This is a genomic window from Salinicoccus sp. Marseille-QA3875, from assembly GCF_054950095.1.
Genome location: NZ_CM143103.1, coordinates 548,770 through 563,338, shown reverse-complemented (window position 1 = coordinate 563,338; position 14,569 = coordinate 548,770). Strand labels below are relative to the sequence as shown.

15 protein-coding genes are annotated in these 14,569 nt (G+C 46.9%); 14 read left to right on the top strand and 1 reads right to left on the bottom strand.

The genetic code is table 11. The features are described 5' to 3' along the window. Positions 1-9 precede the first annotated feature (9 nt). From ACY8DT_RS02995 to ACY8DT_RS02965, 7 genes are all read left to right on the top strand, one after another. Positions 10-705: a phosphonate C-P lyase system protein PhnL gene (locus tag ACY8DT_RS02995; RefSeq protein ID WP_462421463.1), complete on the top strand. Its 696-nt coding sequence runs from the start codon at positions 10-12 to the stop codon at positions 703-705. After that, entirely contained in the window at positions 702-1,505 is an 804-nt protein-coding gene (locus ACY8DT_RS02990; RefSeq protein ID WP_462421462.1) for a PHP domain-containing protein, read from the top strand. The genes ACY8DT_RS02995 and ACY8DT_RS02990 overlap by 4 nt, the downstream gene beginning before the upstream one ends. 120 nt (positions 1,506-1,625) lie before the next feature. Further along, a complete protein-coding gene (locus ACY8DT_RS02985) occupies positions 1,626-2,387 on the top strand; it encodes a PhnD/SsuA/transferrin family substrate-binding protein (protein ID WP_462421461.1) in 762 nt (253 codons plus the stop codon). Between the two features lie 2 nt (positions 2,388-2,389). Next, positions 2,390-2,725, top strand: coding sequence for a type 2 periplasmic-binding domain-containing protein (locus ACY8DT_RS02980; protein WP_462421460.1), 336 nt, complete (start codon positions 2,390-2,392; stop codon positions 2,723-2,725). A gap of 58 nt (positions 2,726-2,783) precedes the next feature. Beyond that, positions 2,784-3,662, top strand: a complete 879-nt coding sequence (phnC, locus tag ACY8DT_RS02975) for a phosphonate ABC transporter ATP-binding protein (protein WP_462421459.1) — start codon at positions 2,784-2,786, stop codon at positions 3,660-3,662. 12 nt (positions 3,663-3,674) lie between these two features. Continuing rightward, positions 3,675-4,490: a PhnE/PtxC family ABC transporter permease gene (locus ACY8DT_RS02970; protein ID WP_462421458.1), complete on the top strand. Its 816-nt coding sequence runs from the start codon at positions 3,675-3,677 to the stop codon at positions 4,488-4,490. Continuing rightward, complete coding sequence (locus ACY8DT_RS02965; protein WP_462421457.1) at positions 4,490-5,311, top strand: PhnE/PtxC family ABC transporter permease; 822 nt, start codon at positions 4,490-4,492, stop codon at positions 5,309-5,311. The genes ACY8DT_RS02970 and ACY8DT_RS02965 overlap by 1 nt, the downstream gene beginning before the upstream one ends. Before the next feature lie 192 nt (positions 5,312-5,503). Here ACY8DT_RS02965 and ACY8DT_RS02960 read toward each other — a convergent pair whose 3' ends face one another. Beyond that, on the bottom strand, positions 5,504-6,421 hold the full coding sequence (locus tag ACY8DT_RS02960; protein ID WP_462421456.1) for a DMT family transporter: 918 nt from the start codon (positions 6,419-6,421) through the stop codon (positions 5,504-5,506). 128 nt (positions 6,422-6,549) lie between these two features. On the opposite strand from ACY8DT_RS02960, the gene ACY8DT_RS02955 reads away from it, so the two are divergent. The 7 genes from ACY8DT_RS02955 (at position 6,550) to ACY8DT_RS02925 (ending at position 14,535) form a co-directional block, all read left to right on the top strand. Beyond that, positions 6,550-7,143 (top strand): nitroreductase family protein, encoded by a 594-nt coding sequence (locus ACY8DT_RS02955; RefSeq protein WP_462421455.1) that lies wholly within the window; start codon positions 6,550-6,552, stop codon positions 7,141-7,143. Then, the gene (locus ACY8DT_RS02950; protein ID WP_462421454.1) at positions 7,140-7,298 is read left to right on the top strand and encodes a hypothetical protein; all 159 of its coding nucleotides are present in this window, start codon (positions 7,140-7,142) and stop codon (positions 7,296-7,298) included. The genes ACY8DT_RS02955 and ACY8DT_RS02950 overlap by 4 nt, the downstream gene beginning before the upstream one ends. Before the next feature lie 19 nt (positions 7,299-7,317). Further along, positions 7,318-10,326 carry an efflux RND transporter permease subunit gene (locus tag ACY8DT_RS02945; protein WP_462421453.1) on the top strand — a complete coding sequence of 1,003 codons (3,009 nt, stop codon included), beginning with the start codon at positions 7,318-7,320 and terminating at the stop codon, positions 10,324-10,326. Between the two features lie 110 nt (positions 10,327-10,436). After that, the gene (locus tag ACY8DT_RS02940; protein WP_462421452.1) at positions 10,437-11,279 is read left to right on the top strand and encodes an aldo/keto reductase; all 843 of its coding nucleotides are present in this window, start codon (positions 10,437-10,439) and stop codon (positions 11,277-11,279) included. Between the two features lie 114 nt (positions 11,280-11,393). Next, entirely contained in the window at positions 11,394-12,533 is a 1,140-nt protein-coding gene (locus ACY8DT_RS02935; RefSeq protein WP_462421451.1) for a TIGR04053 family radical SAM/SPASM domain-containing protein, read from the top strand. Between the two features lie 145 nt (positions 12,534-12,678). Further along, the gene (gene exaC, locus ACY8DT_RS02930) at positions 12,679-14,199 is read left to right on the top strand and encodes an acetaldehyde dehydrogenase ExaC (protein WP_462421450.1); all 1,521 of its coding nucleotides are present in this window, start codon (positions 12,679-12,681) and stop codon (positions 14,197-14,199) included. After that, on the top strand, positions 14,200-14,535 hold the full coding sequence (locus ACY8DT_RS02925; RefSeq protein WP_197272185.1) for a DUF779 domain-containing protein: 336 nt from the start codon (positions 14,200-14,202) through the stop codon (positions 14,533-14,535). Positions 14,536-14,569: the final 34 nt, after the last annotated feature.

Sequence of the window (14,569 nt, the reverse complement as noted above, 5' to 3'; positions counted from 1 at the left end):
AGGAGCAGCATGCTGACAGTCAAAGAATTTGGCAAGACTTTTACAACACATCATTTGAATCAGACCAGGCAGGCAGTTGAAGACATCTCTTTTGAAGTTGAAAAAGGTCAGTTTTTAGGAATCATCGGTAAAAGCGGGAGCGGTAAATCAACTGTCTTAAAAAGCATTTACGGTACGTATAAGCCGAATCAGGGGGAAATCCTTTATGATTCGGAAATGTTCGGGAAAGTGAACCTTCATGAAATTGAAGATAATGCCCTGATCGGACTGCGCAAAACGGAAATCGGCTATGTGTCGCAATTTTTAAAGGTGATGCCGAGAACGACATCACTTGAACTTGTCATCCTGTCACTGCTCGAAATGGGGGTGGCGTACGGGGAGGCAGAACGGACGGCCAAGGAAACACTGCGTCATTTCGATCTGCCGGAAGCGCTGTGGAATAACTATCCGAACACATGCTCAGGTGGTGAAAAGCTGCGTCTGAACATCGCATGCGCTGTCGTCAAGGAACCGAGGCTTCTATTACTGGATGAACCGACGGCATCACTTGATCATGCATCCAAACTCAAAGTGAGGGAAGCCATCTCCAAGCTGAAGGACAGCGGGACGACGCTGATAGGCATCTTCCATGACCTTGAGTTCATGGAAGGGTTGTGTGACAAAGTTTTTGACATGTCGGAAAAAGCAGTGAAGGAGACTGAATGATGCTTGTCGATCTGCATGTACACAGCCACTACTCTGACGGTGCCGACAGTGTAGAGACCGTTTTGGAAAAAGCGCGCACGGCAGGTGTCGAAGTACTCAGCTTCGTCGACCACGATACTACGGAAACTTATGCAAAGGCATTGCCCACGGCTCGGTCATACGGGATAGAGCTGATTCCGGGAATAGAAATTTCAGCATATGATTTTAAGCGGGACAGGAAAGTGCACGTTCTGGGGTATCATTATGACCTTAAAGCCCCGAACATCAAAAAACTGACAGAAGAACTGCTCGAAAGACGGCATGCGCATTCCCTGCGTCAGATGGAAAACATCAGGGCACACGGCTATGACGTGGATGCCGGTGCTGTCAGAGCAATTGCCGAACCTTCAAAGGTGATCTACAAACAGCATATCATGAAGCATTTGACCGATGACGACTATAATTCCGATGCTTATCATAAATTATATAAAACATTGTTTAAAGGAGACGGTCCTGCAGCAGGAGATATTGAATACATTGATGTTAAAGATGCGATTGAAGCGATAAAGAAAGATGACGGTCTCGTCGTCATTGCGCACCCGGGTCAGCTGGACAGCTACGAAATGATTGAAGAGCACATGGACTCTGGTATCGACGGCATCGAGCTGCTGCATCCGGATCATGTTGAGGAAGACCATATGAGGATTACTGAACTTGCAAATGAATATCGACTGAAACTGACGGGCGGCAGTGATTACCACGGCAGTTTCGGGGCGGAATCGTCCATTGGTGTGGACGGTGGATTGTTAAGATTCCGTTAGAGATTATTAGGATATTCCTAAGGTGTGTTAAGAGATGGTAAATCGTGTTTACTATGCTGATCATATAGCTTTTAATGAAGTAGGAACTCAAAACAAACATTTTCTAAGGAGCAATCATTCATGAAAAATTTGATTTATCTTTTACTCGGTTTAACTATTTTCCTGGCAGCATGCGGAAATGATTCAGGCGCTTCAGAGACGACGGAAGGTTCAGAAGATAATGCAAACGGCGAAGCGAGCTCGGAAGAAAATGAAGGTGCGGAAGCATCAAACGATGAACCCGTCGTTCTTGTATGGTACCCGAACGAATCCGGCAATGAACTTGAAGACGGCCGAGATGAAATCGGCGCAGTGATAGAAGAAGCGACAGGACGTCCGGTCGAGCATGAACTGACTACGGACTATGCGATCGCGATTGAAAGTATCGTCAATGATAATGCAGACCTTCTTTTCGGCGGAGCTGAAGGATATATCCAGGCAAATGAAAGAAATGACGCAATCCAGCCTCTCGCTGTGCCATCCGGTCCGTCAGGCACGGAAGAGGATGCACTGTACTACAGCTGGTTTGCTACAGCGGTAGAGAACATGAGCGAGTATGAAGACGGCGAGGGCGGCTACTCACTGGATAACTTTGAAGATAAGAACTTCTCATTCGTATCTTCATCATCCACTTCAGGATTCAGAGTACCATCTTCAACTTTAGTTGCGCATTTCAGTGAGCAGGAAGAATACGCAGACCTGGAAGGTGAAGATCTGGCAGAAAGCGGCACTTTATTCAACGAAGTGATGTTCGGCAATACGCACCAGGGTTCGGCTGTGAACCTTTTGAACGGCAGAGCGGATATAGCGGCATTCTGTGATACATGTGTCGAAAATACGTAGAAGTGGCTGAAGGAGAAGAAAACACGGCAGGGTCAATATATGAAATTTCTGAAGATGCGGCGCAGCCTTTCGATGGAATGGGCGGCGAGCAGTTCGGACTGATTTCGGCAACGCCGGTTCTGAACGCACCATTCATGATGAATACGGGTACATTGTCTGAAGAGGAAATTTCCAATCTGACAGAAATGATGACTTCCGATGAAGTGGCTGAAAACGAAAAGATCTTCGTTCCGGAAGATTCCGACGCGCCTGCATTATTCACGAAGTCCGGTGACGAAAGATTTGTAACTGTGGAAGACGCGTGGTTCGATCCGATCAGAGAACTCAGCAGTAATTAATATAAAAGAATTTTGAAAAAAAGGGAGACTTCTCCCTTTTTTAATTAGGAGGAATACCATGCCTGTCAAAGAAAGGACCCGTACGGTTGAAGAAAGTAAAAAAACGGATCCGGTCGTTTTCAATTTTCCGGACGCGGAACAGGAAGAACATAAGGAGGCCACAAGAGACCTCCCTGTAATAATGGAAATCAAAGATTTGAATAAATCTTACACCAAAGGCAAGCAGGTGTTGAAAAACATCAATTTTGACATTAAAGAAGGCGAACTGCTGTCCATCATCGGCCCTTCCGGTGCGGGGAAATCGACTCTGCTCCGTTCCATCAACCGGATGATAGAGCCGACGAGCGGCAGCATCACATTTGACGATAGGGACATTACGACATTGAAAGGCAAGAAGCTCCGGAAAATGCGTACGGATATCGGCATGATCTTCCAGCATTATAATCTGGTTGAACGTCTGAGCGTATTTGAAAACGTACTGCACGGCCTGCTGGGCACGAAAAACAGTCTGCAGGGCATCTTTTCGCTCTATACGGAAGAGGAGAAGGAAAAGGCGCTTAACATCATCGCGGAACTGGGAATCGGAGATCACATCTATAAACGATGTGATGAGCTTTCCGGCGGCCAGAAACAGCGTGTGGGGATCGCAAGGGCACTGATCCAGGATCCGAAGATCATCCTGTGTGATGAACCGATCGCTTCACTGGATCCGAGGGCATCGATGGTAATCATGGAATATTTGAAGCGGATCTCACGTGAACGCGGCATTACGGTCATCGTCAATCTGCACCAGGTGGATGTTGCCAAAAAGTATTCAGACCGGATGATCGGTCTGAACGACGGAGAAATCATTTTCAACGATGTTCCGGCTGAAATGGATAAGATTTCAATCAATAAGGTCTATGGCTCCAAAGCCGATGAATTAATAGTGGAGTAGGGTGAAAAATCAATGAGCAGTAAATCTTCAACACAACACTTATCCAAGGTGAACATTATCCGCAGGAAACATATCAGAACGACAATCGGTGCCGTCATCATCATTGCATTGATTGCCGGTGCAGGCGTAATCGCCGAGTATGATCATATAGACGGTCTGATGAGCATCCCTGCAGCGATTCCATGGCTGATTTCGAACATGTACTTCTCTGCTGAGACGATGGCAAATTTCCCGACGGTCATGAGACTGCTCTGGGAGACGATTCTGATTTCCATCGTATCGACGACGACAGCTTCGGTATGTGCACTGGTATTCGCCCTGCTGGGCTCGAAACTGACGAGCGTCAACACAGTCCTGATGTATGTGGCAAAATTCGCTGCATCCGTCAGCCGTAACATTCCAGTCGTTGCATGGGCACTGATTCTCGTCGTCAGCTTCGGTACGAACTCGGCGACGGGATTCCTCGCGCTATTCTTCGCGACATTCGGTTTTCTGGTCCGGGCATATATCGAAACGATTGATGAAGCGTCGAGTGATACTGTTGAAGCGTTGAGGGCAACAGGCGCTACATATCCCCAGATGATTTTTAAGGCGGTTTTGCCGGGCAGCATGCCTCAGTTGTTCAGCTGGACACTCTTCATGATCGAGACGAATATCAGAAGCGCAACGCTGGTCGGTCTGTTGACCGGTACAGGTATCGGATACTTATTCGATCTTTATTATAAGCAGCTGAATTATGAAATGGTTTCATTGATTACATTATCGATTGTCGTTGCGGTATTGATCATTGAAGCAATTTCCAATGTAATCAGAAGGGAGATCATATAATGGACGTTCAATTAGACCGTACGGGCAGTGGGAAAATAAAGATCAGCCGTCCGACGAGAGGACAGAAATCCCTGAAATGGATATTGATCGCAACGGGGATATTTACGGTTATCGGATTTTTCCTGATGGATTACAGCGGGCTCGTCCTTTCCCAGGCGATCGTCGATACTCTTGCGAACCTTCGTGAAATGTTCCTCCGGCCGGCGTTGTCACAGGTCGGCTTTGGGACGGCGCTGTATAATGTACTGATTACATTGTCGCTTGCATTTCTCGCGACGATACTCGGTGCAGTCATTTCCATATTTCTCGCATTCGGCACCGCCGTCAACTTATCGACGCCGTGGCTGAGTACACTGATCAAAGGCGTGATTACAATCTTCCGTGCAGTACCGACGGTACTGTGGGTGCTGATATTTGCCATTGCGGCAGGACTCGGCTCCATCGCAGCTGTGATCGGCATGATGTTCCACTCGGTTGCGTATCTGGTCAAGGCTTATTCGGAAGCTTTTGAAGAGATCGATGAAGGCAAGATCGAGGCGCTGCGCGCGACAGGTTCAAGCTACCCGCATATCCTCTTCCAGGTCGTGATTCCCCAGACGAAGAGCTACCTGATTTCATGGACCTTCCTGCGCTTTGAAATAAACTTCGGCGTGGCAGTGGCCATGGGAGCAGCAGCAGGGGCCGGCGGCATCGGCTATCATCTGTTCCTATCCAGTACATTCTATTATGATATGAACGAAGTGGGCATGATCACCATCATCATCCTGGTCGTAGCGATTTTTATGGAACTGATATCCAATAAGTTGAAAGCAAACGCATAGATTTGAAAAAGCTGCCCGTCCGTCGCCTGCTTTTGCGCCGGGTGGACAGCTTTTTTATGTGTGCCGTTCCATCGGCCAAGTGGAGAGCGGTTTGGCCGATAGTGCCGTTCAATCGTCCAAGTGAAAAGCGGTTTGACCGATGGAGACCGGAATACATAAATAAAAATAAAATTTATCGCAAAATTTTAATACTCAGTAAATCTGCAGCACTAAAATCCCGCCGACAATAACGGCCACAGCAATGATCCGCCTTCTGTCGACCGGCTGCTTCGGTAATTTGAACAAGCCGAAGTGATCGATCAGGAGACCCATGAGGATCTGGCCGAAAATGGCTGCCATCATCGTCAGAGTCACGCCTAAATGCGGCATCAGAAGAATGTTCATCCCGACATATACGGCTCCGAGCGCCCCGCCTGAAAAGAGCCATGGTTTAAGGGTTGTGCCTTCAACCTTGAACTTGAAAGATAATCTTCTATGAACAACGAGTGCAATAAAAAATAAAGAGACTGCTCCGATTAAAAATGATATGAACGCTGCAAATATCGCCGAACCTGTTTCCTGGCTGAGTGCACTGTTGATTGCAGTCTGCATCGGGGGCAGCATGCCTGTGAATAATCCGAGAAGGACCCATGCTCTGGAATGCCGGCGTTCGACTGCAAGTTTTTTATTGGCATTCATATAGATGATTCCAAAAATCAGCAGCAGTACACCGATAAGATGCATCGGATGAAAAGGCTGCGGTGCGGCTTCAAACCAGCCGAAAGTATCGATCATGATACCGATGATCATCTGTCCGGTTACGGTGACAATCACCGTTAAGGCTGCACCGATCCTCGGCAGCAGCAGTATGTTGGCGGTCAGAAAGACGACGCCCATCAGCCCGCCTGCGAACCATATGTATGAGTAATCCTGGGCGCCGAAAAAGACAAAAGAAAATTTTTCGGCATTTAAAAAAAGATTGACAAAAAACAGGGCGGTCGTCCCAACCAGAAATGAATAGAATGAGGTGATGAAGACAGCTCCGGAAAACCTTGAGAACTCTGCATTGATGGAAGTCTGCAATGGTACAGCCATCCCGCCTAAAATACCTAACAGTATGAGGAAATACACTGAATATCCTTCTTTCATCGTATGATATGCATATTATAGCAATAATATGACATTTGTATAATATATGTTGTGATTGATAATTTATTTGAGTAGAATGGAGTGATGATACTCATCATAGGAGAGATAATATGAATGTTTCAGATGCTATCAGAACAAGACGGAGTGTGAAGATTTTTAAAGACACGGCACCTCTGGACAAGGAAACTGTGGAAAGTCTGATTGAAGCGGCGACATGGGCGCCCAATCATTATTTTACAGAACCGTGGAAGTTTTTCGTAGTGGAAGGTGAAGGCAGAAAACAGCTGTCGGATGTCATGAAAAAATGGGCCGCTGCAAAAGCGGATGACCCGGACTCGCCAGAAGCCCAGAAACGGATCATGAAAGTCGGTGCGAAACCACTTCTTGCACCGACCATAATCATTGTGGCGTTATCCAGAGATTTGGAAAATAAAAAAGCGATCTACACTGAAGATGTGTGTGCAGTGGCAGCGGCCACCCAGAATATTCTGCTTGAAGCCCACAGCAAGGGTATCGGGGCAATCTGGAAGAGCGGGCCTGCATATCAGGCGGAACCTGTAAAAGACTTCTTCAATCTCCGACAGGACGAAGAAATTTTAGGAGCGGTATTTTTAGGTGAGTCCGCTATGAGGAAAGATGTCAAAGTCAACAGAATCCCGCATCAGGAAAAAACAGAATGGATTACTGGTGAATCCGGACAATGAGAAAAATTCTAGCAGCGGTTTTATTCTTTTTAGGTACATTATTGATGTTCGGAACGATGACGATCATTCCGGAACTCTGGATCATACCCTCATATATTGGTGTGGCCCTGTTATTCATCGTCGGTCTGTATATGAGCTATTCAGCTGAACTTTAAGGAAAACGGAGATTAGAAAGTGAAAAATATATTTGATATTTTAATGAAACGTAGTCTTTTGCTTATAATTTTAGTGATCACCATCGCACTGACAGGAGTCTATACATTTTTAACCATTGAAAACCGGGAAATACCCGAGGTTGAAGTGAATATCATCAACATCACGACTCCGTGGCCGGGAGCCGACAGAGCGGATGTTGAAACCAGTATCACCAACGTGATTGAAAGTGATATATTCGGAATCGAAGGTATAGAAAATGTATCGTCGGTATCACAGGATGATATTTCAGTCGTCACGCTGGAACTTTCGGATGGCGCAGAACCCGACCAGGTGGAGAATGACATTAATAATCTGGTCAGCCAGGTTTCAGGGAATCTGCCTGAAAATGCAGCCCAGCCGCAGGTGGACAGTGTGAGCAACGCATTTCCGCTGCTGAGTTACATATTCCAAAGTGAAAACGGAGACGGACTCGAAGATCTTAAGAGCCAGGTGGATGATCTTGCTCTTGATGTTACGCAGATGGAAGGCGTCAATAATGTGACCGTCCAGGGTTATGACGACCAGACGGTCAATATCAACCTTGACCGTGAGACACTGGAAGATAACCAGATTACTCCGGATCAGATCATTCAGGAAATTGACCAGTCTTTCAATCCTGTTGTGCTCGGTACACAGGAAGAAGATACTGAAAGCATCAGACTCAGCTTCCAGGACACGGCACCGCTCGAAACTTTTGAAAACATCAGAGTGGGTGATGATGACACGCCGCTCACCAACATTGCTGAAATTGAACTCGTCCCTGAAGAAAGGGAAGACATCATCGAGCATATGGGCGAAGAGGGTGTCGCATTCACGGTATTCCTGAGTCCGGGTGAAGATGTGCCTTCGACTTCGGAAAATGTCGAAGCTGTTGTGGAACAGCACACCGATCAGTTTGCCGATAACATTGAAGTATCTGTCATTTCATCAGAACGTGAAAACGTCGAAGACATATTCACCGGACTGTACGTTTCATTATTGATCGCGCTCGTAGCGGTCATCATCGGTACATCGCTCGGACTGTCATTCATCGGTTCAGCGGCCGTCATGATCACAGTGGTGCTGTCCATACTCATCGGGCTGATTCCGCTGCCGTGGCTGGGTGTCGATCTGAACCAGATCTCAGTCATCGGGCTGATCATCGCACTCGGTATTCTGGTCGACGACTCGATCGTCGTCAATGACAATATCGAGCGGAGGCTTGTCGCCGGTGACAGCAGATTGGATGCGATGTATAACGGTGTCAGGGAAGTGGCACCTTCCGTCATCGCATCGACTATCGCCATCGTGCTTGCATTCTCGCCGCTCCTATTCCTATCCGGAGCGAACGGAGATTTCATCAGTGCACTGCCGAGCATTCTGATTACGACGATGATCGTTTCAACGGTACTCGCAATCTTCCTGGTCCCTGCAATCAGATATCTGGTCGGTACTAAGAAAGTGCCGCAGGATGCAGGTATATTTGGTAAGACGTTCACCAAAGTTTCAAACTGGTATGCAGATAAATTGATACCGAAATTCATCAAGAGACCGGTCATCACTTTCAGCATCGTGCTGGTCATCGCGCTTCTGTCACTTGGACTTTTCAGGTTCACACCTTTCGAGTTCTTCCCGGAAGCGGACCGTTCCGAAGTCACGGTGGATATCATCTATGATAATGGACAGACAATCGAAGAGACGCACGACCGTGCAAATGAAATCGTCGATTATCTGAATGACACGGTAGACAATCTTGAAGGGGCGACATTGTTCACCGGTGAAGGCCTGCCGAACCTGTTCGGCGCCTCCCTGGATCAGACGGGTTCACATACGGCACAGCTTGCGCTCTTCATCGACAAAGAACAGATGAGCGCCTCCGAAGTCATCGAGACTTATGAAGAAGACTTGAGGGAAGAGTTCCCGGAAGCGAAAATATTCATGGATACGATCGTCCAGGGGCCACCGGAAGGTGCACCTGTCACTCTTGATCTTTCTAATGATGATCTGGATATATTGGAACAGGACCTCGACACCGTCCGGGGTGCACTGGAGGATGAAGGTGCAATCGTGACATCGAACCTCGGACAGCCGGTCGAGACGGTCAACTACTCCATTGATGAATCGGCACTTGAAGATGCGGAATTATCCGTCTCGCAGGTGAAGAATGAACTGAACCTGATCGGCCAGGGCATCCCTGTCCAGGAAATCATCGTCGACGATGAGCAGATCCAGTCCAATATGAAATATGCGGATGAATACAATATTGAAGATATTGAAATCATCAAGTTTTCCGGAGAGGAACCGGAAACGTTCCCGCTGGACGATTTCGTAAACCTTGAGGAAACGAATGAATATCAGGCGATTGCCCATGATGACGGGGACCGCCAGGTCGCTGCAGAAGTGTACAACCTCGAAGAAGAGAAGGTCGAGGAAATAATGGACGGCCTGTCTTCAGATATTGACGACAGTACTGAAACCATAGTCGGCGGGGAAGCAACCGACCAGACTGACTTCTTCATTGAAATCGGGGTGCTGTTCGCAGTAATCGTAGTGCTTGTGTATCTTGTCATCGCATTTGAATTCAATTCACTGGTACTGCCATTACTCATCGTATTCAGCATCTTCCTGTCAATCAGCGGCGGCTTCATCGGCCTGTTCGTCACCCAGACACCTCTGTCATTCATGGGAGTCATGGGGATGGTGTCCCTTGCCGGAATCGTCGTCAGAAATGCGGTTGTACTGATCGATTTCATCGAGCAGAGAAGAAAAGAGAACAATATCGACATCAATGAAGCGATCATCGAGAGCGGCCGTGCAAGGCTGAGACCGATCATCCTGACAACTATCACGACAATCATCGCACTGCTGCCGGTTGCGCTCGGCGGAGACGCACTATTCGAACCGCTTGCGGTGACGATCATTGCCGGAATCGCATTTTCATCGCTGCTGTCACTGATTGTGACACCAAGCCTGTATATGATCTACTATAAAATAAAATACAAGAACTGATAAATTCCATCTTCTGTCCTTCAGGCAGGGGATGGTTTTTATTTTTTGGAGTTTTATATGTAGAAGAAAGAGGTAGAGACGGATAAGACATATAAAAAAAGGTGATTGAAATGGCAAATGAAGTGGGCAGGTTTACTTTGAATGATGGCGGATCCATCCCTGTAATCGGTTATGGCACCGTTTATATGAAAGGTGAATCCGGTGCAGAATCAATTAAAAATGCCATAAACAACGGTTACAGATTAATTGATACGGCGATGAAATATGATAATGAAGGTTCGGTGGCGGAAGGCATCAGGAGGAGCGGCATAGAAAGAGATGAGTTGTATGTGACGACTAAACTGCGGGGTTCATTTTACGACTATGATGAAGCGATTCAGGCGGTGGAGGAATCCTTATTCAGAATGCAGCTGGACTATTTTGATCTGATACTGCTTCACTGGCCGAATCCGAAACAGGATATGTATGTGGAAGCATGGCGCGCTTTGATCGAAGCGAAAGAGCAGGGTTACGTGAAATCCATCGGTGTATCGAACTTTCTACCTGAACATATCGAACGTCTGATTGATGAAACATCGGTTTTGCCGACGGTGAATCAGATTGAGCTGCATCCCTATTTCAGCCAGAAGGAAATGCATGCGTGGAATCAGAGAAATGATATCATCACCCAGGGGTGGAGCCCGTTATCCAGAGGTCAGACGGTCGTCCATGATGACACCGTGAGAAAGATTGCCGAAGATAAAGATAAAACTGTCGCCCAGATCATTTTAAGGTGGCATATCCAGCAGGGTGTCGTGCCGATTCCTAAAGCGGCCGGTGAAAACCACCAGAAGGAAAATCTTGATATTTTCAATTTTGAACTGACTGCGGAAGAGATGGATCAGATCAACGGATTGACTAAAGATGACGGACGAATCGGCAACCAGGATCCGATCGAATATGAAGAGTTTTAGAATGACGCCGCAGGCATTTTACATGCGGCATTGATTTGTTCATAAAGATGTAAATAATATATATGTTTAAAGCTGCGTATTCCTTTATATTGAATATATAAAGGAGTGAACGGAATGAAACCGGATATTAAAATACCAGATTTTAATGAGGTGCCATTTATAGTCATTTGGGAATTGACACGGGCATGCGAACTGCATTGCCTGCACTGCCGTGCAGAAGCGCAGACGACGAGGAATCCCTATGAATTATCCACCGAAGAAGGGAAGGCACTGATAGATGATATTGCCGCGATGGAATATCCGATGCTTGTGTTTACCGGCGGGGACCCCTTGATGCGGGCGGATGTTTTTGAACTTGCCGAGTATGCTGTCGGTAAAGGTGTCAGAGTGTCCATGACGCCGAGTGCGACACCGAATGTGACTAAAGAAGCGATGCAGAAGGCGAAAGATGTCGGACTCAGCAGATGGGCGTTCAGTATTGACGGTCACAATAAACAGATCCATGACCATTTCAGGGGCACTGAAGGCAGCTTTGATCTGACGATGCAGGCAATCAAATACTTGAATGAACTTGAAATGCCTTTGCAGATCAACACTGTCATTTCCAATTATAATATCGATTATTTGGAAGAGATGAAAGAAATGGTAGCAGAGCTGAACTGTGTGCTGTGGAGCGTGTTTTTCCTCGTGCCGACAGGGCGCGGCAAGAATGAAGATATGATCACACCCGCCCAGCATGAGCAGGTGTTCAGATGGCTGAACAAAATAAAAGACGATGTGCCGTTTGATATTAAAACGACAGCTGCACAGCACTACCGCCGTGTAGTCATCCAGGATCAGATGAGAAAGAACAAGACGGACAAAGATGCACAGATCAGATATATGGATGCACTCAGCGCAGGCAAGACAGGAACCATCGATGGACTCGGCCGTGCACCGAAAGGTGTCAATGACGGCAACGGCTTTGTATTCATCTCGCATATCGGCCATGTATATCCGAGTGGACTGCTGCCGGTCAACTGCGGCAACGTCCGTGCACGCAAGCTGTCTGAAATCTACAGGGGATCCCCGATTCTTAAGAATCTCAGAAACCCTGATAAATTCAAAGGCAAGTGCGGCGTATGTGAATTCAGATATGTATGCGGCGGTTCAAGGTCCAGAGCCTATGCAGCCACCGGTGACTATATGGAAAGTGAACCGTACTGCGTCTACATACCAAAAGAGTGGAGAAAGAAAAAGCAGCTGACACCTTAAGCGGATAGATATTGACGCACCCGGCGGGCCATAAACTCACCGGGTTTTTATTTTCAGAAAATTTTATGGAAGCGGATACATAATGTTTGTAACATTGAAAATAATGGGATAAAATTGAAGTATATTATATAAAGGGGTGTGTTGAATGGCATTTGAATTTCCAAACTTAGATAATGCTCAGTACAAAATTAAAGAGAAGTACCAGAACTATATCGGGGGAGAATGGGTGGATCCGGCAGACGGTGAGTTTTTTGACAATAAATCACCGGTGACCGGAAAAGTCGTATCAAAAGTGCCGCGCTCAAAACAGGCGGATGTGGATAACGCGGTCAAAGCTGCACACAAGGCACAGGTCGAATGGGGGAAAACCTCACCGACTGAAAGAAGTCTCGTGCTGCTTAAAATTGCTGATAAGGTTGAAGAACATCTGGAAGAGCTGGCGGTGCTTGAAACGTTTGAAAACGGCAAAGCTGTACGGGAAACGCTGAATGCGGACCTGCCGCTTGTCGTGGATCACTTCAGATATTTTGCAGGCGTCATCCGTGCGCAGGAAGGCGGTATTTCGCAAATTGATGAAGATACTGTTGCGTACCATTTCCATGAACCGCTCGGCGTGGTCGGACAGATCATTCCATGGAACTTCCCGTTATTGATGGCTTCGTGGAAGATTGCACCGGCGCTTGCAGCAGGCAACTCCATAGTGTTGAAACCGGCTGAACAGACACCGACAACGATTCTGCATTTCATGGAACTCGTGCAGGACATTGTACCTAAAGGCGTTCTGAATATAGTGAACGGTTTTGGGGCAGAAGCGGGTCAGGCACTTGCAACGCACCAGGATATCAACAAGATTGCATTTACGGGTGAAACGACGACAGGACGCATCATCATGCAGAATGCGAGTCAGAACATCATTCCAGTCACATTGGAGCTAGGCGGCAAGTCGCCGAACATCTTCGCTAAAGATGTGATGGACGAAGATGACGGTTATCTGGACAAGGCGATCGAAGGGCTTGTCATGTTTGCTCTGAACCAGGGTGAAGTATGTACATGTCCGTCACGTGCACTGGTCCATGAAGATATTTATGATGAATTCATGGAAAGAGTCATAAAGAGAGTTGAGCAGATCAAAGTCGGCAACCCGCTGGATGTGGATACGATGATGGGTGCACAGACTTCACAGGAACAGAAAGAAAAGATCACTTCATATCTTGATATCGGTAAAAAAGAAGGCGCTGAAATTTTAACAGGCGGCAATGTCATAGAGATGGACGGCGATATCGGCGAGGGCTACTATATCGAGCCGACAATCTTCAAAGGCACGAATAAGATGAGAATCTTCCAGGAAGAGATTTTCGGGCCGGTGCTTGCAGTCGCAACTTATAAAGATGACGACGAAGCTCTGGAAATCGCAAATGACACAATGTACGGACTGGGTGCAGGCGTATGGACGAGGTCACAGAACAAAGCATACCGCTTTGGGCGTGGCATTCAGGCAGGACGTGTATGGGTGAATACGTATCATGATTACCCGGCACATGCTGCATTTGGCGGATATAAAATGAGTGGTATCGGAAGAGAGAACCATAAGATGATGTTAAGTCATTACCAGCAGACGAAAAACCTGCTGATCAGCTATAGTGAGACAGCTAAAGGATTTTTCTAAATGGTGACGGATAACAAATCTGTCGATGCCACTCAATCTGCCAAAGATTTGATCAAAGAGCTGAAGGAAGAGCACGGCGAACTTGTCTTCCACCAGTCCGGAGGATGCTGTGACGGTTCCAGTCCGATGTGTTTGAAAAAGGATATGATTATAATTGGTCCGGCTGATGTGAAGCTTGGAGAAATAGAAGGCGTTGAGTTCTACATGCACCACCAGCAATACGAATACTGGAAACACACCAAGTTGACAGTAGATGTAGTCGAAGGCAATGGCGGCATGTTCAGTGTGGAAGGCCCACGCGGTGTCAGATTCCATATCCGGAGTGAACCTAAGTAAATATGTAAATAAAAACCTGCAGCTTCCTTTTGTA

Coding starts and splice junctions, on each gene's coding strand:
- exaC (WP_462421450.1), top strand. CDS start 12,679: ATGGCATTTGAATTTCCAAACTTAGATAATGCTCAGTACAAAATTAAA.
- ACY8DT_RS02965 (WP_462421457.1), top strand. CDS start 4,490: ATGGACGTTCAATTAGACCGTACGGGCAGTGGGAAAATAAAGATCAGC.
- ACY8DT_RS02925 (WP_197272185.1), top strand. CDS start 14,200: ATGGTGACGGATAACAAATCTGTCGATGCCACTCAATCTGCCAAAGAT.
- ACY8DT_RS02950 (WP_462421454.1), top strand. CDS start 7,140: ATGAGAAAAATTCTAGCAGCGGTTTTATTCTTTTTAGGTACATTATTG.
- ACY8DT_RS02970 (WP_462421458.1), top strand. CDS start 3,675: ATGAGCAGTAAATCTTCAACACAACACTTATCCAAGGTGAACATTATC.
- ACY8DT_RS02940 (WP_462421452.1), top strand. CDS start 10,437: ATGGCAAATGAAGTGGGCAGGTTTACTTTGAATGATGGCGGATCCATC.
- ACY8DT_RS02985 (WP_462421461.1), top strand. CDS start 1,626: ATGAAAAATTTGATTTATCTTTTACTCGGTTTAACTATTTTCCTGGCA.
- ACY8DT_RS02955 (WP_462421455.1), top strand. CDS start 6,550: ATGAATGTTTCAGATGCTATCAGAACAAGACGGAGTGTGAAGATTTTT.
- ACY8DT_RS02935 (WP_462421451.1), top strand. CDS start 11,394: ATGAAACCGGATATTAAAATACCAGATTTTAATGAGGTGCCATTTATA.
- ACY8DT_RS02990 (WP_462421462.1), top strand. CDS start 702: ATGATGCTTGTCGATCTGCATGTACACAGCCACTACTCTGACGGTGCC.
- ACY8DT_RS02995 (WP_462421463.1), top strand. CDS start 10: ATGCTGACAGTCAAAGAATTTGGCAAGACTTTTACAACACATCATTTG.
- phnC (WP_462421459.1), top strand. CDS start 2,784: ATGCCTGTCAAAGAAAGGACCCGTACGGTTGAAGAAAGTAAAAAAACG.